We start from the raw sequence: 20,063 nt of genomic DNA on the forward strand, positions 1-20,063 counted from the left end.
AAAGGTATTTCTGGAAAATCCAGAGAATATCATGTATTGTAATACGTCCTGATACCAAAAGGAGGTTAGCTAATGGATGTGCTCAAAGTATCTGCACAGTCAAATCCTAAATCGGTAGCAGGTGCCTTAGCTGCAGTGTTAAGAGAAAAAGGTTCTGCGGAAGTCCAAGCAGTAGGTGCCGGCGCAGTGAATCAAGCCATCAAAGCAATTGCAATTTCTCGTGGATTTGTTGCACCCAATGGTATTAATCTAATTGCAATTCCTGCCTTTGCCGAAATCATTATTGATGGTGAACAGCGCACTGCGATTCGTTTTATTGTGGAACCCAGGTAATAATTAAATTTTAGTGCTAAATTCCTAAGCGTAATCAGGGACCTAATCGAAGTTGAAATTAATATAGCTTTTTAATTTCGTAAATATGCCTGCTTGCTCAGCAAGCAGGTTTTTTACTTAAGTTTATTGTATAAACAACCAACGCATGGTAAAATTCTAAAGTTAGATATAATAATATTGTGTGGTGATTTAGTTTGCTGTTACGTAGACTTGAAGCATATGGGTTTAAATCTTTTGCAGATAAAACAGAAATAGAATTTGGCAATGGCATTACTGCTATTGTAGGTCCAAATGGCAGCGGAAAAAGTAATATTTCCGATGCCATACGCTGGGTTCTTGGTGAACAAAGTGTTCGCAATTTACGCAGCACAAAAATGGAAGATGTAATATTTTCGGGTAGTTTAGGTCGCAGACCTTTAGGTGCAGCTGAAGTTTCTGTAATTTTTGATAACAGTGATGGTACTCTACCCTTAGATTTTAGTGAAGTTATCATTACTAGGCGAGTCTTCCGATCTGGTGATAGTGAATATTTCATCAATAAAGCAGCATGCCGATTAAAAGACATATATGAATTATTAGCTGATACAGGCCTAGGCAGGGATGCGATGACTGTCATTGGACAAAATAAAGTCGATGAAGTTTTAAATAGCAAGCCAGAAGAACGGCGTTTATTATTTGAAGAATCAGCTGGTATCTCCAAATACAAACAACGAAAAAAAGATGCAATGCGGAAATTAGAAGATACTACTCAAAATCTCATTCGAGTATCCGATATTACAAATGAAATTGAAGATCAACTTGTTCCACTTAGAGAAAGTGCTGAAAAGACAAAGCAGTATAATACCCTTAAGACCGAACTAACATCTTGTCAAGTGACATTACTACTTAGCACATTAGACAAGTCTGAGAAAATAATAGAAAGTGCCAACTTGCAGAAAGAGCATTTAACAGAAAATGAACTTACTGTGAGTACAAATTTGAATTTAAAAGAAACTGATAAAGAAAAATTGGCAACTGAGTTAATACAAGTAGAAGAAAAACTTATTTCTTATACGACTTTTATAAATGAGGCAGAAACAGAACTAGAAAGAATTCGTGGTAAGGTTGCTGTACTGGAAGAACGAATCAGTCAGGGAAAACGTAATCAAGAGCGCATAAGAGATGAAGAAATCCGTGTCGGAAAACAAAAAGATGAACTTGAGAAAAAAAATAGTGAAGTGAATGAAATTCTAATTGAGAAAAAAAAGTTCACAGAAAATCTGCAACAAATCTTAATTGACAAAAATGTGCTCTATCAAAATGTAGTTACTAATTTAGAACAAGCAGAAAAGCAGTTAGAATCTAGTAAAGACAAAACTCTTACATTTTTACAAGAAATTGTTGAAGAACGAAATAGACTTGTGACAATTAAAAATGATATTGTAAGAAGCGAAACCCGGGAACGTAGCTTTGATCAAGAATATCAGGATTACCAGACTCAGTTACAGCAAGCAGAATCAGCATATACATCTCTCTTAGCAGAGCAAGAGGCAATACAAGTTAAGATTACACAATTAAATCAAGAAAATAACGCCTTGCATATCAAGAAAAAAAGTACTGAGGATACCTTACAACAATTCTTGCATCAAGAACAACAATTGACTAGACAGGTAAACGAACTACAATCTCGGTTCAAAATTTTATCGAATATGCAAAATGACTATGAAGGCTTTGCTCGTGGAATAAAAAGCATTCTAAAAAGTAACGCTCCTTGGCAGAAAGGAATTTGGGGTGCAGTGGCGCAAACGATTACCGTGCCTGATGAATATGTTATGGCTATTGAAATTGCATTAGGTGGGGCGTTACAATACATTATTACGGAGGATTCCGATATCGCTAAAGAAGCCATGCATTTTCTAAAGACGGAGCGCTTAGGAAGAGCTACCTTTTTGCCCTTAAATACGATTAAACCTTTTAAACCTAGAGATACAGAAATAACTGCTGCTAAAATGAAGGGCTCATTAGGATTTGCTGCTGATCTTGTAACTTGTGATTCACGTTATCGCAAAGTAATTGAATTTTTACTGGGACGTACGATTATTGCAAAGGACGTTGACATTGCTCTTACCATTGCCAATCAATCTGGTTTTTCCGTAAAAATCGTTACATTAGATGGAGAAGTATTAAATCCAGGGGGTTCAATGACAGGTGGCAGCACGGGTAAGCGAGAAACTAGTTTTTTAGGGCGTAATAATGAAATTGCTGCCATTAAGTTAAAATTAGATGAAGGGCGAAAGAGTTTCGAGGCAATACAGGAAAAGGTAATAAATGTTAGAGCTGAGGTGCAAAATATCAATTATGAGCTGGCTGCGATTCAGGAACAGCGCCAGCAGATGGATGTTCGTCAAGCTGAAATTACGGTTCATACAGATAAAATGCAATTTGATATAAAGCGGGTCACTTTAGCAATTACTACTATTAATACTGATAGAGCTGCATGCTCACGAGAAAAAGAACAGTTAGAGGTTACTTTATCTCAGTGTAAAGCAAGGATTGTTTCTTTAGAAAACCGTGATGGTCAGCACAAGCAGACGATTGCCCTAGAACAGCAAAAATGTAAAGAGTTGCAAGCTTCCAAAGATATATTGCAGGAGAGCCTAACCGATCTTAAAATTAACATTACAACAGTGCAGCAAGAAATTGCTGGGTTTGTTGCTAATTGTGAGCAAGCAGAACAAGCTAAGCAATTACTACAAGAGCAGCTTCAACAATTGTTTGCAGAACGTACTGACATTGCAGCGCAAATATTACAGTCCAGTCAAGAATTATCTGATACTTCTTCGAAATTTAAAACGCTCACAGAAGAGAAAATCAACTATGAGCAACATAATAAAAATCATTATGGAATAAAGCTTAATTTATTGGTAGAAATGCAACAACTGGAAAAAGAACTAAAAGATTTGAGGCGTAACCACCATGAAGTACAAACTCGTCTACATGAGAGTGAACTTTTGGCAACTAAATATAGTTTTGAAGTTACACGCTGTTTAGAACAGCTAGAGCAAAAGTTCTGCCTTACGATTGATCAGGCAAAAGAACTTTGCCGTACTGAAAGCTTGGATTCTATAAATAAGTTAATAAAAAACTTAGAAAAAGAACTTATGATACTAGGGCCAGTGAATCATGGTGCAGTAGAAGATTATATTCGTTTACAAGAGCGATGTGATTTTCTTAAAAACCAATTTCAAGATTTAACGTCTGCTAAAGAATACTTGGCCTCGATTATTGCCGATATTGACAAAACAATGTCAACTAAATTTTTAATCGCTTTTACCAAAATTAATGAACATTTCTGCGATATTTTTTCTCGTTTGTTTGGTGGTGGACAAGCTCAATTAAAATTAGTTGACCCTGATAATATTTTACATACAGGTATAGAAATTAGCGTACAGCCACCCGGGAAAAAAATGCAGAACTTAATATTACTATCAGGCGGTGAACGAGCTCTTACGGTGATTGCTCTCTTATTTTCTTTCTTAGCTTATCGTCCTGCTCCATTTATTGTGGTAGATGAAATCGACGCACCTCTAGATGAAGCAAATATCGATCGATTACGTGAGTTTTTACGTGATTATGCTCGCCATACTCAATTCATCGTTGTTACTCACCGCAAGGGGACAATGGAGGCTGCTGATATTATACATGGAATTACGATGGAACAATCAGGTATATCACGTTTAGTTTCTGTTAAATTAACAGATGAAATAAAGTAGTTAAACTGGAGGTAAATAATATGGGTTTTTTCGGTAAGTTAAAAGCTGGTTTAGAAAAGACTAGAAAGAATTTCACGGAGAAGATTGAACAATTGGTGGTTGGTTATGCAACCATTGATGATGAGTTTCTTGACGATTTGGAGGCTGTATTATTATCGGCGGATGTGGGTGTGCATACAACTGCCAAATTAATGACTGATATCAAAAAAGGCATCAAGAGTAAAGATATTAATGGTCCTGAGGATTTAAAACCTTTTTTACAAAATAAAATCAGCGAAATGCTGACAGAAGATAGTAATGAGATCAAACTTGCTGCTGCTCCTCCTACTGTAATTGTTGTTGTTGGTGTGAATGGCGTAGGTAAGACGACAACGATAGGAAAGTTAGGTCAATATTATAAAGAACAGGGGTATAAAGTAATATTGGCAGCAGCGGATACTTTTCGTGCAGCTGCTATTGATCAGTTAGAAATATGGGGAACGAGAACGGGTTCTGAAATCATTAAGCATAAGGAAGGTTCTGATCCTGCTGCGGTAGCTTTTGACGCAGTGCAATCCGCTAGAGCTAAGAAAGCTGATATTGTTATTATTGATACAGCTGGAAGACTACATACAAAATCGAATTTAATGGAAGAATTAAAAAAAATCGGACGCGTAACCAGCCGTGAGATTCCCGATGCTCCTCATGAAACCCTGCTAGTCTTGGATGCAACAACGGGGCAAAATGCTATTAATCAAGCAAAACTATTTGGAGAAGCAATACCTTTGACAGGAATTGTACTTACTAAGCTAGATGGTACTGCAAAAGGCGGAGTAGTCATTGCGATTAAGTCTGAGCTGAATGTACCTGTAAAATGGATTGGAGTAGGAGAAGGCGCCGGTGACTTGCGGCCTTTCGTGCCTCAGGAATTTGCAGAGGCATTATTTGGTGACAAGTAAAAACACTTGACACTAAATACATTTTATTTTATAATATGATCTGTAAAGTATTTTCCCTTGTCAGACAAGAGGTGATAAGAACTGTTAGATAAAATATTGCGTATTATTTTATTATTTGATTTTTATGGTGCTTTGTTGACTAAGAAACAACAACTTGCTATAGAAATGCATCACCTAAATGATTTATCGCTGGCTGAAATTGCTGATGAATTAGGGGTAACAAGACAAGCAGTCCATGATATTTTAAAAAGGGCTGAACAGGTGCTTATAGAATATGAAGAAAAACTTAAGTTTGTTGAAAAACACCAACGTGAACAACAGACTATACAACATATATATGAATTGATGCATGAGTTGCCAAAAGAAGTACAGCAAGTACCTGCGTTACGTTTGGCACTACAAGAATTGAATTGTTTATTAGACTATTCAAAAGAGGTGTAGCATGGTTTTTGAAGGGTTAGCCGACAAGTTACAAGAAACGTTTAAGAAACTGCGGGGTAAAGGTAAGTTATCGGAAACAGATATTAATGAGGCAATGCGTGAAGTCCGAATGGCTTTATTAGAGGCCGATGTTAACTTTAAAGTTGTTAAAGATTTTATCGCGAAAATAAAAGAAAAAGCAATTGGACAAGAAGTGATGCAAAGCCTAACACCTGCCCAATTTGTAGTAAAAATAGTTAATGATGAACTGACTGCTCTTATGGGTGGTACGCAAAGCCGCATTACGGTTTCTTCACGTCCTCCGACGATCATTATGCTTGTTGGGTTACAAGGTGCTGGTAAGACAACCACTGCAGGTAAATTAGCTCACTTACTTAAAAAGCAAAGCAAACGACCTTTATTAGTAGCTGCGGATATATACCGCCCTGCTGCTATAAAACAATTGCAAGTTCTAGGCGGACAATTGGATATACCTGTCTTTACGGTGGATGAATGCAAAGATGCGGTGCTGATTGCACAAAAAGCAGTCGAATATGCCACTTCTTATGCTAGAGATACAGTGATTATTGATACTGCTGGTCGTTTACACATTAATGAAGACTTAATGCAGGAATTAAAATCAATCAAAACAAAAGTAAAGCCACATGAAATCTTATTAGTAGTGGATGCTATGACAGGGCAAGACTCTGTTACAGTGGCAGAGTCTTTTAATAAGGATTTAGGATTAGATGGTGTGATTCTTACTAAATTAGATGGTGATGCCCGTGGTGGCGCAGCATTATCCATTAAAGCCGTTACCGGCTGTCCAATTAAATTTACGGGTATGGGTGAAAAATTAGATGCTCTTGAAATCTTTCATCCAGATCGTATGGCATCACGTATCTTGGGGATGGGGGATGTCCTTAGCTTAATCGAAAAGGCTGGCACTTCTATTGATTTGGAACAAGCCAAAGAGATGGAAAAGAAGTTGCGTAAAGATGATTTTAATTTAGATGATTTCTTAAGCCAATTACAGCAAGTACGCAAGCTAGGTCCTTTAGACCAAATCCTAGGTATGTTACCTGGCATGGGCGATTTGAAAAAATTAAAAGATGTTGAAATTGATGAAAAAGAACTAACACGTACAGAAGCTATCATACGTTCGATGACTAAGAAAGAAAGACGCGACGCTTCGCTTATAAATGGCAGTCGTCGTAAGCGTATTGCCATGGGTAGTGGCACTAGGGTGCAAGATGTCAATAAATTACTCAAACAATTTGCGGAAGCAAAAAAAATGATGAAACGTTTTCAAGATATGCAGAAAAGTGGTAAAAAATCTTTTGGTGGTTTTAAATTACCCTTTATGAAATAATTAAAAAATGGATATTCTATGAAGGAGGTGATTTTTGTGGCAGTAAAAATTCGTTTAATGCGTATGGGTGCGAAGAAAAACCCTTTCTACCGTGTAGTTGTGGCTGATTCTCGTGCTCCTCGTGATGGACGTTCTATTGAGACTTTAGGACATTATGATTCCACTGTTGAACCTGCAATTGTTAAAATTGATGAAGATAAAGCCATCAGTTGGATGCAAAAAGGTGCGCAACCTACTGATACCGTTAAAGCTCTTTTCAGCAAAGCTGGTATTATGAAAAAATGGGATGAACTAAAGCGTACGAAGAAAGAGGCGTAATGAACTATGAAAACATTAGTTGGGGTTATCGCCAAAGCGTTAGTTAAAAATCAGGAACAAGTGAGTGTCACAGAGTCTGTCGATGCTGATACCACTATTTATGAGTTGCATGTAGCCCCTGAAGATATGGGGAAAGTGATTGGCAAGCAGGGACGTATCGCTAAAGCAATGCGTACTGTTGTCAAAGCTGCAGCTACTCGTGAAAATAAGAAAATAATGATAGAAATCATTTAATATGTATAATTACACTATTAAATGATACAAACTATTAGAAAAGGTTCAGATGCAAGTTGCGTATAGAAGTACTGTGTAGTAAAATACATTTCTTCAGCGTAGCATTGCAGATGAGCCTTTTCCAACAACATTAGGAGAGTGAGCACACATGGATAGTATTACGTTAAAATGTCCAGTCACGATTAAAGCTAAAGTTACAGAGCAGCTCAAAAAGAACCTAGCTGCTGAAATTCAAGAAAATATTCGCAAGGCTGACGTAGAACTACAACAGATTGAATTTCATGCAAAACGTATGATGAGTGAACAAGCAAAGCAAGATGCTCAAGGACTGACTGCACTTCGACAGCAAATTGATGGTGAAACACAAAAACGTCTTGAATTTAAAAATCATATGACGGAGAAACTAAAAGAAACAGCCAAATTAGAACTTGGTGCAGAAATTTCTCAAGGAACTTTAGAACAAATCGTTACGGTAAAAGTAGGCGATGACTTACATACATATATGAATGCTGAAATTTTGCTAGAAGATGGCAAAGTTATCGCTTTTAGAAACTAATCATTATGAATGATAATATGATAGTTATTGGGAAAATTATTGCTCCTCAAGGAGTGCGTGGTGAAGTTCGTGTTATGCCGCTTACCGATTTTCCTGAGCGATTTCGTGAATTGAAAAGTGCAGAGCTTGATGATGGAACGAATTTACCAATTGAAAGTGTCAGATATCACCAACAGTTTGTTTTATTGAAATTTCGTGATATGAATGATCGAAATGCAATAGAACATTTACGAGGAAAACTAATCCAAATAGAGCATAAGGATTTAGTTCCGTTACCTACGGGACATTATTATATCTTTGATATTGTTGGTTTAGAAGTGTTTACGGAAGAAAATGAATATCTGGGAAAAGTTACAGATGTTTTGGAAACAGGTAGTAATGATGTATACATTGTTGAGCAAAAAGATAAAAAGCCGTTACTAATTCCAGCACTAAAAACAGTTGTTTTAAAAATTGATATCCCAGATGGAAAAATGATTGTAAAATTACAGGAAGTATGGGAAAGCGATGCAGATTGACATTGTTTCTTTATTTCCTGAAATGTTTACTGGTCCTTTGGGATATAGTATATTAAAACGAGCGCAAGAAGCTGATGTATTAAAGATTAATGTAACAAATCCTCGTGATTTTGCTTTTAATAAACACAATATTGTTGATGACTATCCTTTCGGTGGAGGAGCGGGTATGGTAATGAAGCCAGATCCCATCTTTCGAGCCGTGGAGAATATCATTACCTCAACTAATATCACCAATCGGCGAGTGATTCTAATGTGTCCAGGAGGCTATAGACTGGATCAAGAAAAAGTTAAAGAATTAGCTGGCTATGAGCAACTTATTTTATTATGCGGGCATTATGAGGGAATTGATGAGCGAGTACGCTTGCACTTAGTTGATGAAAGCATATCCATTGGTGATTACGTATTAACTGGTGGAGAATTGCCAGCGATGGTAATTGTTGATTCAGTAGCTAGAATGTTACCAGGTGTGCTTGGATCTAGCAGCTCAGCTCTCCAAGATTCTTTTTATAATGGTTTGCTGGAATATCCCCAATATACTCGTCCACGGGATTTTGAAGGAATGGTAGCTCCTGAGGTATTATTATCAGGGGATCATGCAAAAATTAAGAGATGGCGTAATAAACAAGCGCTAAAAAATACTCTTGAACGTAGACCCGAGTTGTTGAAAAATAAAGAGTTAAGCCCAGATGATGCTAAATTATTAGCAGAAATCATAGCTGAGCAGACTGGAGACTAATATATGGCTTTACCAATTTATCTCGGCTTGGTACACCATCCTATATACAATAAAAATAATGAAATTATTACTACGGCCATTACTAATTTTGATATTCATGACATTGCTCGCACTTCACGAACCTATGATATAAAGAAATATTTTATTATCCATCCACATGAAAGCCAAACAATGTTAGCACGAGAGATTATGGATTACTGGCAGCATGGTTATGGTGGCGAATATAATCCCGATCGTCGTGAAGCGTTTCGTGTTCTAGAAATTAAGACTGATATTCAAAGTGCTGTAGAATACATTGCAGAGTCTGAAGGTGTAAAACCGTTTATTATTACTACTGATGCCCGTACATTTCCCAATACCATATCGTATAAGAAGATGCGGAAGCAGATTGAACTGGCAGACCGTCCTTATCTCATTTTATTTGGTACTGGCTGGGGGATTGAAAAGTCTGTAATGGAAAAGTTTGATTTTACATTAGAACCCATTTATGGTCCCGGTGATTATAATCACTTGCCAGTAAGAGCTGCAGTCGCGATTATTTTGGATCGATTATTAGGTGAGAAATGGTGGGAATCATAATATATACTATAACCTTATAATCTGCTTGAGTTTATAGTATTGGTATGTTATAATTTTTAAGGTGTGACGGACGGTCCTCTGCACAATGTAATAGTCGATTGGCATGAACGTCTAGGATAAGGAGGAAAAATAGATATGAATATGATTCAAGCATTAGAACAAGAACAATTACGTCAGGATATTCCGGATTTTAAACCGGGAGATACTGTACGAGTCCACGTTAAGGTTGTTGAGGGTACCCGTGAACGTGTCCAATTGTTTGAAGGTGTTGTTATTGCCAGAAATAATGGTGGTATCCGGGAAACTTTCACCGTTAGACGTGTTTCTTATAACATCGGGGTAGAACGTACTTTCCCTGTACATTCTCCACGTTTGGAAAAAATTGAAGTAGTACGTAAAGGTATCGTACGCCGTGCAAAATTATACTATCTGCGTAAACTTAAAGGTAAAGCAGCTCGTATTAAAGAAAGACGGTAGTTTTTATTTGGGACTGTTTTCAGTCCCTTTTCTTCATTTGCGAAGGAGGATTAATCATGAGTAATACTAATTTAGGTGAAGAGGTAAAAGATTGGATAGTTTCGATACTTATTGCTGTCGTATTAGCGTTTTTTATTCGCTATTTTATCGTTGAGCTCTATATGGTCGAAGGTCCTTCTATGCGCCCGACACTGGTAAATAGTGAGAGATTAGTAGTGAATAAATTCATTTATCGCTTTAAAGCACCTGAAAAAGGTGATGTATTAGTATTCCGCTATCCTAAAGACCCAAGTCGTGATTTTATTAAGAGAGTAATTGCGGTAGCTGGTGATACTATTGAAATAAAAGAAGGCCGTGTATTTTTAAATGGTCAATTATTGAATGAAACTTATATTTTAGAAAAAACCCGTGGATCCTACCCTATGGCTACTGTGCCTGCAGGGCATGTCTTTGTTATGGGGGACAATCGTAACAATTCGGAGGATAGTCGTTTCCGTGATGTTGGTTTTGTGCCTCTGGAAATGATAAAAGGAAAAGCGGTTATGATATTTTGGCCGATTGATCAATTAAAAACTCTCCCATAGCTGCATAATGGTTTTACACAAGTGAAGAAGAAAAATAGCGTTATAGAGAGTGATAATAATGGATAATTTGAATATTAATTGGTTCCCTGGTCATATGACAAAAGCCCTGCGTATGATTCAGGCAAATCTAAAATTAGTTGACGTAGTCATTGAATTATTAGATGCTCGTATTCCCGTAAGTAGTGCAAATCCGGTAATTCATCAAATTTTAGAAGGCAAACCAAGAGTGGTAGCCTTAAATAAGATCGATTTGGCGGAACCGGAATGGACTAAACAATGGGTAGATACTTTTCATGCACAAGGCCTGCAAGTGGTCACTATAGATTCTATGACCGGAAGAGGTACTAAAGCATTAGTTAGCCAAGTGGAACAATTAGGCAGTGCAAAAGCAGCCAAATTAGTAGCAAAAGGTGTTAATCCACGAGCAGTTCGAGCGATGATTCTAGGTATTCCTAATGTAGGTAAATCTTCGTTGATTAATCGTTTATTGGGTACAAAAGCAGTACGTACTGCTGATAAACCAGGCGTTACTCGAGGTAAACAATGGATTACTATCGGAAAAAATCTGGAGCTTTTAGACACACCGGGTGTTTTATGGCCCAAATTTGAGGACCCTGAAGTCGGATTTAAACTAGCAATGACAGGTGCTATCAATGATGATATCTATGATGTCGAAACAGCCATGTCAAAGCTGTTACTATTTTTACGTGAGAATTATAGTGATCGTTTAATTGAAAGATATAATTTATCTTCTCCATTACCTGAAGACTCCACGGAGTTATTAGGCCTAATCGGAGCGCGTCGTGGTTGTCTACGCAGTGGCGGTTTAATTGATTATGAAAAAGCAAGACGTATTATTCTCAATGAATTTCGTGGCAGCAAGTTAGGTAATTTCACCTTGGATCGTCCCAAGCAGTGAAAAGAATATAAGGAAGAGACTATCTCAAAATTATCGAGATAGTCTCTTCCTTATATAATACAAGATATGATTTCTTAGGAACCCACATCTTGTATTGTATAAAGAATTTCCAGTTCAAGAATTGCTCAAAAAGTAGGCAGTGCAGTTGAGAATTAAAAGATCATTTTATAGACGGCCCAATTTTTTTTATTCATATAAGAAAAAACTACATTTTGGATCAAATTTTCATCAACTTTTTGTTTGAATAATTTTCCAAGTTTCAATCGTGAAGAATTAGGTACTTCAAACCATTCCTCTTCTGAAAAGAGATCAGGTAGTGAAAATTCAGAAGTATCTTCATTGCTACGCCTTTGTCGCATTTCCGATAGGATTTTGATATATAAAATATGTTCATCTTCTTGGAGAGTCATTAAGAATATCATCCTTTCATTACTGTATATTCTATTTTAATTCTTTACCATATAGCAATAATCCTTTGTTTACATAAGAAAATATTAAAACAATAGTATTGTAGCTTGATAAAAGTGCCTATTATCGTAACTATTTGTGAAAGGTACGGAAAGTATAAGAGATTTAATGTTCAGCATTGGCAGAATGTCAGAAACATGGTAGGTATACTTTTGTCGTAACAATATAATAGTGGAAGAATATTGAGCTGCTTAAAAGTAAGTGATTTATTACGTTGCAGGAATTTAGGCTCCCTTGACGAACTATGTATTAAAATGGCAAAGGAGGGATATATGTGCATGTTAATAACCAAATAATTGATATCAACTCAGAAGAACATTTCTTTGCAATCATTAAAAACAGCTTTATAAAATATAAAAATGAAAAAAACAAAAGTGTCGAACTATTACTATTTATTATTATGGGGTTAAATCATTTAAATGAATGGATAACACCAGGCTATGCTCCCTTTACAAAGAGTGGAAATATAAACGTCCCTAAAACGAAGTATGAGCAATTCTCAAATGATGTCTATCTTACAAATGAACATAGAATAATAAGAGAAATATGCAGTAAATCAAAGCAAATGGAGCCTAGCCTTAATACATCAACCAGTCATACAATGTCATTTGATGATGTAGATAACGGACCAGTTACTTGTTATACGGTAGATGGGATGGATATTGAAGAAATTATAGAAAAGTTAATCTTGTTTTATCAAACAAGATGGTTTAATTAATTACTGGCTATATGCTAAGCGATAATATTCAATGGGAAAGTGCCGTCTAATAGGGTCTCACTTATAGAGTGAGTGCTACTAAAGGAAAATATCTTATTTCATTCATAGATACGTCCTACGGGGCGTTTTTCTTATGTTCAATAAGAAGAAAAACGCTGCTGCTAAGCACCCTTTCACGAATTTCTGCTAATTATTTTCCGTATTACTTCCGTTACCCGCATATAATCATCATTTCCAACGGGATAGGATGGAGGTCTACGATCAGCTATTTTCCCATCATAAACCATCTGGACTTTTACTACTCTATGATTTTCTCCACCCCAAGTTTCAAGTCCTACTGAAACTCGATATTGAGTATTAGGAGGATGGGGTGAACTTGCTGGTACCATAGCCGCTGCTTCGGGGTAATATACTTTTGCCATATGCTCACACTCATTTCTAAATTTAAAATACCTTTGGATTACCTTTAGTATACCTTTAGAAACTGTATTTTTCAAGCTAAAAAATACAGTTGAGTAAGTGCTAGACGTTTTGTAAACGTATAGCTTCTAATTGATTATCGTTTAGTACTAATTGTACATATTCCCAAACATCTTAAATGACAATAATATAATTGGATTTACTTAAAGTATGAGCATTGTTTTACATTTCAGGAAAATTGTAAAACTTTAGTAGGAATTAGCGACCTAGAAAGAGAATTAACTGTAATTAATAACTATATTTTTATCCTGTTAGATGCTGGATATGCCAACTTAGTCGTTTCAGAGAATGTTTAACCTATTCAAACTGTTATGACCATACCTTTTGGCGCATGGCAGTACGTACATAAAGAGGTTATAGGACCGTTTCTTTCATAATATAGCATAGTTGCTTTCCAAATATAAAAAAATAGGAGTGTGTTAATTATGAAAAATTTCGAATATTATGCCCCTACTAAAGTGATTTTTGGTAAGGATGCACAAATGCAGACGGGAAGCCTTATTCAAGCCCTGAATTGTAAAAAAGTGTTGGTTCACTTTGGAGGCGGCAGTGCTAAAAAATCTGGTTTACTGGATAACGTTTTTGCTTCCCTCACAGCAGCAGGGATTGATTATGTAACTTTGGGTGGAGTTGTACCCAATCCCAGGCTTTCTAAAGTGTACGAAGGCATTGAACTGTGCAAAAAAGAGAAGGTTGACTTTATTTTAGCTGTGGGCGGTGGCAGCGTTATTGATTCAGCCAAAGCCATCGGTTACGGCATAACAAATGACTGTGACGTGTGGGATTTATATGATGGCAAGGCACAGGCGACTGGCTGCCTGCCAATCGGCGTCATTTTGACTATTTCGGCTGCAGGTAGTGAAATGAGCAATTCCTCTGTAATAACCAAGGAAGAAGGGGGGCTAAAAAGAGGCTGTAATACTGACTATGCACGATGTAAATTTGCTATTATGAATCCGGAGTTAACCTATACGTTACCTCAGTATCAGACGGAAAGTGGTTGTACCGATATCTTGATGCATACCATGGAGCGTTACTTCACTATGGAAAGAAGTATGGAAGTAACAGATAGTATCAGCGAAGGCTTAATGAGGACCGTGATACGAAATGCAAAGATACTAATGAAGGAACCCCAAAATTATGATGCACGAGCAGAAATCATGTGGGCTGGAAGTCTTTCTCATAACGGTTTGACAGGGTGCGGTTCTGTTGGTGACTGGGCGTGTCATCAATTAGAGCATGAGTTAGGCGGCATGTTTGATGTAGCGCATGGCGCAGGCCTGTCAGCAGTGTGGGGAAGTTGGGCGCGTTATGTATACAAGACAAATGCAATGCGTTTTGCACAGTTTGCGGTGAATGTACTAGGCATGCTCAATGATTTCAGTAATCCCGAAAAGACCGCTTTAGAAGGTATCAATGCTATGGAGGATTTTTATCGATTTATCGGTATGCCTACCTCTATCCGGGAAATGGGTGTTGAGCTAACAGACGAGCAGATTCATGAATTGGCTTATAAGTGCAGCTTTAAAAATACCAGAACCATCGGCAATTTCCAGATTCTCAATATGGAGGATATCGGCAAAATTTATTCCATGGCTCGATAAATTACAAACAAAAATGAGCAGAAGGCTAATCAATGAATGATTAGCCTTCTGCTCTGGCATGCCTGGTTGGGTAATTAAACAGTACAAGTTTCGTAGTAGTACGAGAATCGATAGTATGCTCCGTCTGGTCTGTAATACCCAGTTTCAGGACAGTCGCTTTTGCGGTTACATGGGATGAACGCTTATTTTAAACTGCTCTATCCAGCTTCTGTTCTATTCGCAACTTAGCATTTCTTTTTATTTTTATAGTGCCGACAATAATCTCGGGAAGTAAGACAAAGAATAGGCCGATATAACCAACAGAACCATATCCTTTGACAACGATATTCGTTAAACCAAATACAGAGATACCTGTGCATAGAGCAATGGTAACAAGAGAAATGAAAATCCTACGAGTGCTCAAGCTTTTAAAAATATTTCTTTTAATCAATACAGGCTCAAAACGAGCAACTGTAGAAAATATCAAAGATATTGCGGTACCTAACAATGCCACAAACAAAATGACACTGTATAAGATTTTTAGCCAAGGCAAATCAAGTTTTGTAGTCACAAAATATACCGGCAGAGTCTGGTTGAGAACTTCTGGGGAGAAACCTAATAGCATGATACAAATAATTGCCAGAAAAGCGCCATTTAAAAGGGTGCCAAATAGCATAAATCTATTGCAGTCTTTAGTAGTTTTAATATTATGAGAGACAGAGATTATAGGCAGTACTGTAAAGGCTTGAAAGCCAATATAGATTAGCATATACCAAACTGCGTCCCCAAAACTAGTGCCAAATGTTTCATGATTAGCCAAAACGTGTTGGAAATTAAATGCCCCCATTTGAATACCTAATACGCAGAGAATAAGAAGGGTAACGATTATGAAATAAGTCTTGAGATTTAAGACTTTCACAATTAGTTCGCTACCAAATATAGTTAGTAACAGTAAAATAGTTCCTACAGTTACTATGCCTACTCCATAAGGAATTGCCAAGGAACTCATTAATAGGGCACCTGAACCTGCAATTGAAGTACTTACGCCACAAATAATCAACATGATAAATCCCAACTCAAAGACGATAGAAAAATATTTTTCATAAGGATGAAAAAGGGCATCACAGAAGCTTTTATAATCATAAGTCTTATAGTCTTTAGCTAAGACAAGTGCATTCCGATGACCCCAGCCTAAAAGCAGCATGGCAATTAATGGGAGAAAAACTGAGTACCAACCATATTTTACAAAATAGTTAACTTCTTGGTTGCCGGTGGCAAAGCCTCCACCGCTATGCGTTGCAAACCACACGGCTGCCATCGCAAATGATGTTCCAATTGAACTGGATTTCTGATTTTCCATAATTATTGTTCCTTCCTTTATTATTTTCAGTACTTAAGATTTCATGCCAGAGATAAGCCTAGGATTTATCAAGTGGTACTAATCAAAGAATTTTAGGACACAGAAAAGCCCCTATTGACATACACGTCAATAGGGGCGACAATATCGCGGTACCACCCTACATTAGGCTCATAATTCAGCCAAATTAAGTACAACGGCTGATATCCTATAACGCGGATGCACGCTTTTACCTAAATAAGTTCAATTCTTACATTCAGCAAAAGAATTCATGGGTGAGTTTCGCAATAAATATCTGTACCGGTTTTCACCAGCCACCGGATCTCTGAAACAGAATACGAATTGCTTTTTCCCAATCATTATTTTTATCAATTTAAATTTTAGTAAGCATTACACGCCTGCAGGACGAAGTGATTATTATAATATTACACTTATTGCCCTTTTGTCAATGTAATAATAAAGATTTGTAACTTTTAATTAGTGGTTTTAATATACTACATTTTAGAAGGGAAAGATAATTCTAGCTAGGTAAATAGCTAATGTCAGTGTCACAGCACTAAAAATAGTTGACACCATGACAGCTTGAGAGGCAAAATCCTGACAGCTCTCGCATTCGACAGCGATTAACGCTGTGTTGACAGCCGTTGGAACGGAATATGCAATAAATATGGTTTGCGCTACAACGCCATGGAAACCCATAATGTATATAAAGAATCCTGCTAATATCGGACCAATGATAAGCCGTGTAAATACAGATAAATGAACATCGACACTTTTGAAATCAAACGTAGTTTTAGCAAGTTGTGCTCCTAGTGTTAGTAATGAGATTGGAACGAGCCCGTTCTTAAGATATACGAGGGCAGGCCAGAGAGCAGTTTGGATCATATCGAATTCAAAATGTTTCAATATGAATACAATGGGTATTGCATAAATGGATGGCATTGCAAAAACTCTCAAAAGAGAATCCTTAACAGTCATTGTAGCTCGTCCTGCATTGAAAAATCCGATAGTATTACTTGAGATGTTTTGTAGTACTAGTATCATGAGCTGTGCAGTAATAGCCTCATCAAGATAAGGAGTTTTTCCTTCAACAACAAAAGGAGCACTTGAAAAAATGAGTATGATTAAAGATAATCCGATATTCCCTGAATTGTTAAACATTATTGAATTTTTAAAGGCATTTTTCATACCTACATCGTAGTTGCGAATTTGTGAAACGATTCGTCCTAGAATATCATTGGCAATCAACAATAATACTCCGCAAAAGAAGATTTTAAGCATTTCTATTTTAAGAATTGCTTCGTAAAGATTAACAAATATAAAAGACGGTACTAATAAATAAAATAGCAATTTACTAAGACTTGGGATATCTAAAGTGAATTTTTTACTTAAAATAAAACCTAAGGTAATTAATATAAATATCGGTGTAATATTGTGATTCAGTATATGAAAAAAAATAGGCATATAAAATCCTTTCTGCATATGAATAATTACTATATCTATGTATTTTGTCAGTATTTACCTCGGAAGTCAAACTTTATTTTGTTAGATATACTTTTTGCTAATGGAATGAAATTCTAGTAAAAATAACACAATCATTCCATAGTTTTATATTTAATTAGGTCAGCAAATGCATGTCTAGACGACATTAACTGTAATTTTAATAAGGCAAAAAAATAAACCACGTCTTGGTGGAACGTGGTTGCAAGAGAAACGGTTTGGTGGATTAGTTCAAAGAAATTAACAACTAGAAGAACACTCGTCATTGCAGCAGAAAAATAATAAGAGGATAATTATGATAATAATACAGCCGGAACCACCGAAGCCATTGCGGCCGCCTCCGAAACCTAGGCCCATATGTATCCCTCCTTTGTCGTCGATTAATTTATTATATGATAGATAATTAGAAGAGGTGAGTATCAAGTAGCGGTAATTATTGACAAAATTAGAGCTAAGGGGCTGTCGCAAAACGTTTTTTGAAAAAATGTAATGCGGCGCCCCTTTTTTTGTGCAAGCAGATAGAAAACAGGCGGATGAACACAGAAAAATAAACCGTCAGGCGATTTTTGGACATAATGAAATAGAGGAAGTCTCTTCCCCTAAGAAAAAGTCTGTATGTGGTTGTCAGGCCGTTTTGGGAATATGTAGATACTTTCCACAGCGGCTGCTTTGGGTTTTGTTGTGGAGTTTGTTTAGATTATACCCCATACACAACAACAAGAACTCGATCTTCACCTTGACGCTGCCCCTCATCAGAAACCGCCGGAAGCCCATGTCCTGTTTGAGCACCCCAAAAGCCCCCTCTACCTGAATGGAACGGTTGATGCGCAACAAGATCCCTTCTTCGCTTTGGATCCGCTCCTGCATTTGTTCGCGCTGGCGCAAAAAGGTTTTGGAGATATACAGGTTTTTGCTCCGCTGCTCAAGCGGCGTCTTGCTTGCTCCTTTGAAGCATTGGGCTTTATGCGGACAGTCAGTACATTCCGAGCAGGTGTACACCGTTGTTACAATCGGATAACCGGCTTTAGACTTGGTCTTTTTCTCATATGCTGCCCGGATGGGCCGACCCATGTGGCATAGATAGCTATCGGTGTTTGCGTCGTAGCGCATGTTTTCCCGTTTGCCGATGTTCGTCCTGTATTTCTTCGTCTTGGCTGTATCATGGTTGCGCGGCTTAATAAACGCGAATTGTCCGTTTTTCTCGCACCAAGTGTAGTTCTCCTCACTCTCGTAACCCGCGTCCGCTACCGGCTTTGTATACCCCAGTCCCTTGAGCGTCTCCAGCATCGGGATCAATGTTTGGCTGTCGCTGCGCTCCTGACTGATCATGGCGGCTACAATATATTCGGCGTCCACTGCCAGGGTAGCGTTGTAGCCTGGTTTAAGCTGACCATTTTTCATATGATCCTCTTTCATCCGCATGAACGTCGCATCTCTATCCGTCTTGGAAAAGCTGTTGCGTTCCCCAAAGCTGTGATTGTAGTCGTCGTACTGCTTCTGCCGGGTAAGGCAGTCCTCTACCTTCTCCAGAGCCCGCTGCAGCGGACTTTTGCGTTGCCCTTTGCCGTGAACAAAGACAATGCCGCGTTCGGCTTGCAGGGCTTTTAGCCGTTTGCGCAGTTTCTTTAGGTCCTTGGCCTTAATTTTCTGACCAACATGAAAACGCAGACCGAACTCTGCTGCTAGCGTCGGCAGATCTGATTTCATCCTTGCCTGTAGCTTCTGTTCGTTCATTTGCGTGGATTTCTTCCAGACAAAGCTGTAGCGGTTAGCATTGGCCTCCAGCTTGGTTCCGTCGATGAATACACTTGAGAGCGACAGTTCGCCCGCTTCTTCCAACAGCCGTACAAGCTGGGAGAACAGATCGTCTATAACCGCTGGCAGTCGCTCGCTGCGAAAGCGTGCGATGGTGGCGTGATTGGGTGCTTTCTCCCGACCTAAGAGATACATGAAGTTGACGTCTCGCCGGCAAGCCTGTTCGAGCTTGCGGCTCGAATAGATACCGTTCATATATCCATATACGACGATTTTAAATAGACGTCTCGGTGAAATCTCGATTCTCCCCATCCGAGAGTACGCGGCGTACAGTTTGCTATAATCCATCCTTTCTAACACCACGCTGAGTAGCCGTACCGAATCATCTACCGGGATCATCTCTCCAATGTCCATCGGGAATACCAGTTGATATACATTTCCGTCTGCTGTATAATTTAAAGGTAAT

At 37.7% G+C, this 20,063-nt stretch carries 21 protein-coding genes and 1 other annotated feature; of the genes, 16 read left to right on the plus strand and 5 right to left on the minus strand.

All coding sequences use genetic code 11. The features are described 5' to 3' along the window. Positions 1-72 precede the first annotated feature (72 nt). The 14 genes from FR7_RS11075 (at position 73) to ylqF (ending at position 11,736) form a co-directional block, all read left to right on the plus strand. Entirely contained in the window at positions 73-333 is a 261-nt protein-coding gene (locus FR7_RS11075) for a stage V sporulation protein S (protein WP_007934571.1), read from the plus strand. Between the two features lie 194 nt (positions 334-527). Further along, the gene (smc, locus tag FR7_RS11080; RefSeq protein ID WP_007934569.1) at positions 528-4,085 is read left to right on the plus strand and encodes a chromosome segregation protein SMC; all 3,558 of its coding nucleotides are present in this window, start codon (positions 528-530) and stop codon (positions 4,083-4,085) included. Between the two features lie 20 nt (positions 4,086-4,105). Beyond that, positions 4,106-5,023: a signal recognition particle-docking protein FtsY gene (gene ftsY, locus FR7_RS11085; RefSeq protein WP_007934568.1), complete on the plus strand. Its 918-nt coding sequence runs from the start codon at positions 4,106-4,108 to the stop codon at positions 5,021-5,023. Between the two features lie 96 nt (positions 5,024-5,119). Then, positions 5,120-5,464 (plus strand): YlxM family DNA-binding protein, encoded by a 345-nt coding sequence (gene ylxM / locus FR7_RS11090; RefSeq protein ID WP_007934567.1) that lies wholly within the window; start codon positions 5,120-5,122, stop codon positions 5,462-5,464. Between the two features lies 1 nt (position 5,465). Continuing rightward, the gene (gene ffh, locus FR7_RS11095) at positions 5,466-6,815 is read left to right on the plus strand and encodes a signal recognition particle protein (protein WP_007934560.1); all 1,350 of its coding nucleotides are present in this window, start codon (positions 5,466-5,468) and stop codon (positions 6,813-6,815) included. A gap of 36 nt (positions 6,816-6,851) precedes the next feature. Next, positions 6,852-7,133 carry a 30S ribosomal protein S16 gene (rpsP, locus tag FR7_RS11100; RefSeq protein ID WP_007934559.1) on the plus strand — a complete coding sequence of 94 codons (282 nt, stop codon included), beginning with the start codon at positions 6,852-6,854 and terminating at the stop codon, positions 7,131-7,133. A 6-nt stretch (positions 7,134-7,139) separates the two neighbouring features. Next, the gene (locus FR7_RS11105; protein WP_007934558.1) at positions 7,140-7,367 is read left to right on the plus strand and encodes a KH domain-containing protein; all 228 of its coding nucleotides are present in this window, start codon (positions 7,140-7,142) and stop codon (positions 7,365-7,367) included. 148 nt (positions 7,368-7,515) lie between these two features. After that, on the plus strand, positions 7,516-7,923 hold the full coding sequence (locus FR7_RS11110; RefSeq protein ID WP_007934553.1) for a YlqD family protein: 408 nt from the start codon (positions 7,516-7,518) through the stop codon (positions 7,921-7,923). A gap of 5 nt (positions 7,924-7,928) precedes the next feature. Then, a complete protein-coding gene (gene rimM, locus FR7_RS11115; RefSeq protein ID WP_007934546.1) occupies positions 7,929-8,441 on the plus strand; it encodes a ribosome maturation factor RimM in 513 nt (170 codons plus the stop codon). Beyond that, positions 8,431-9,177, plus strand: coding sequence for a tRNA (guanosine(37)-N1)-methyltransferase TrmD (gene trmD / locus FR7_RS11120; RefSeq protein WP_007934544.1), 747 nt, complete (start codon positions 8,431-8,433; stop codon positions 9,175-9,177). Before rimM ends, trmD begins: the two co-directional genes overlap by 11 nt. A 3-nt stretch (positions 9,178-9,180) precedes the next feature. Then, positions 9,181-9,756, plus strand: coding sequence for an RNA methyltransferase (locus FR7_RS11125; protein ID WP_007934542.1), 576 nt, complete (start codon positions 9,181-9,183; stop codon positions 9,754-9,756). Positions 9,757-9,891: 135 nt separating this feature from the next. Next, positions 9,892-10,233, plus strand: a complete 342-nt coding sequence (gene rplS / locus FR7_RS11130) for a 50S ribosomal protein L19 (RefSeq protein WP_007934541.1) — start codon at positions 9,892-9,894, stop codon at positions 10,231-10,233. 56 nt (positions 10,234-10,289) lie between these two features. Then, the gene (lepB, locus tag FR7_RS11135) at positions 10,290-10,817 is read left to right on the plus strand and encodes a signal peptidase I (RefSeq protein WP_007934539.1); all 528 of its coding nucleotides are present in this window, start codon (positions 10,290-10,292) and stop codon (positions 10,815-10,817) included. Between the two features lie 58 nt (positions 10,818-10,875). Next, a complete protein-coding gene (ylqF, locus tag FR7_RS11140) occupies positions 10,876-11,736 on the plus strand; it encodes a ribosome biogenesis GTPase YlqF (protein WP_007934537.1) in 861 nt (286 codons plus the stop codon). A 152-nt stretch (positions 11,737-11,888) separates the two neighbouring features. On the opposite strand, the gene FR7_RS11145 is transcribed toward ylqF, so the two are convergent. Then, positions 11,889-12,146, minus strand: coding sequence for a DUF1413 domain-containing protein (locus FR7_RS11145; protein ID WP_007934535.1), 258 nt, complete (start codon positions 12,144-12,146; stop codon positions 11,889-11,891). Between the two features lie 332 nt (positions 12,147-12,478). Between FR7_RS11145 and FR7_RS11150 the strand changes: the two genes are divergently transcribed. Then, positions 12,479-12,922, plus strand: a complete 444-nt coding sequence (locus FR7_RS11150; protein ID WP_007934533.1) for a hypothetical protein — start codon at positions 12,479-12,481, stop codon at positions 12,920-12,922. A gap of 173 nt (positions 12,923-13,095) precedes the next feature. Here FR7_RS11150 and FR7_RS11155 read toward each other — a convergent pair whose 3' ends face one another. Next, entirely contained in the window at positions 13,096-13,344 is a 249-nt protein-coding gene (locus tag FR7_RS11155) for a hypothetical protein (protein WP_007934531.1), read from the minus strand. Positions 13,345-13,827: 483 nt separating this feature from the next. On the opposite strand from FR7_RS11155, the gene FR7_RS11160 reads away from it, so the two are divergent. Then, on the plus strand, positions 13,828-15,006 hold the full coding sequence (locus tag FR7_RS11160; protein ID WP_007934530.1) for an iron-containing alcohol dehydrogenase: 1,179 nt from the start codon (positions 13,828-13,830) through the stop codon (positions 15,004-15,006). A 187-nt stretch (positions 15,007-15,193) separates the two neighbouring features. Here FR7_RS11160 and FR7_RS11165 read toward each other — a convergent pair whose 3' ends face one another. The 3 genes from FR7_RS11165 to FR7_RS11175 all read right to left on the minus strand — a co-directional run bounded on the left by FR7_RS11165 (position 15,194) and on the right by FR7_RS11175 (position 20,011). Then, complete coding sequence (locus tag FR7_RS11165; RefSeq protein ID WP_007934528.1) at positions 15,194-16,345, minus strand: YkvI family membrane protein; 1,152 nt, start codon at positions 16,343-16,345, stop codon at positions 15,194-15,196. A gap of 128 nt (positions 16,346-16,473) precedes the next feature. Beyond that, positions 16,474-16,711, minus strand: a binding site (T-box leader). Between the two features lie 132 nt (positions 16,712-16,843). Beyond that, positions 16,844-17,824: an AEC family transporter gene (locus FR7_RS11170; RefSeq protein WP_237715566.1), complete on the minus strand. Its 981-nt coding sequence runs from the start codon at positions 17,822-17,824 to the stop codon at positions 16,844-16,846. A 642-nt stretch (positions 17,825-18,466) separates the two neighbouring features. Beyond that, positions 18,467-20,011, minus strand: a complete 1,545-nt coding sequence (locus tag FR7_RS11175; RefSeq protein ID WP_139181573.1) for an IS1182 family transposase — start codon at positions 20,009-20,011, stop codon at positions 18,467-18,469. Positions 20,012-20,063: the final 52 nt, after the last annotated feature.

This window comes from Pelosinus fermentans DSM 17108, assembly GCF_000271485.2.
In the GTDB taxonomy this organism is placed as follows: domain Bacteria; phylum Bacillota; class Negativicutes; order DSM-13327; family DSM-13327; genus Pelosinus; species Pelosinus fermentans.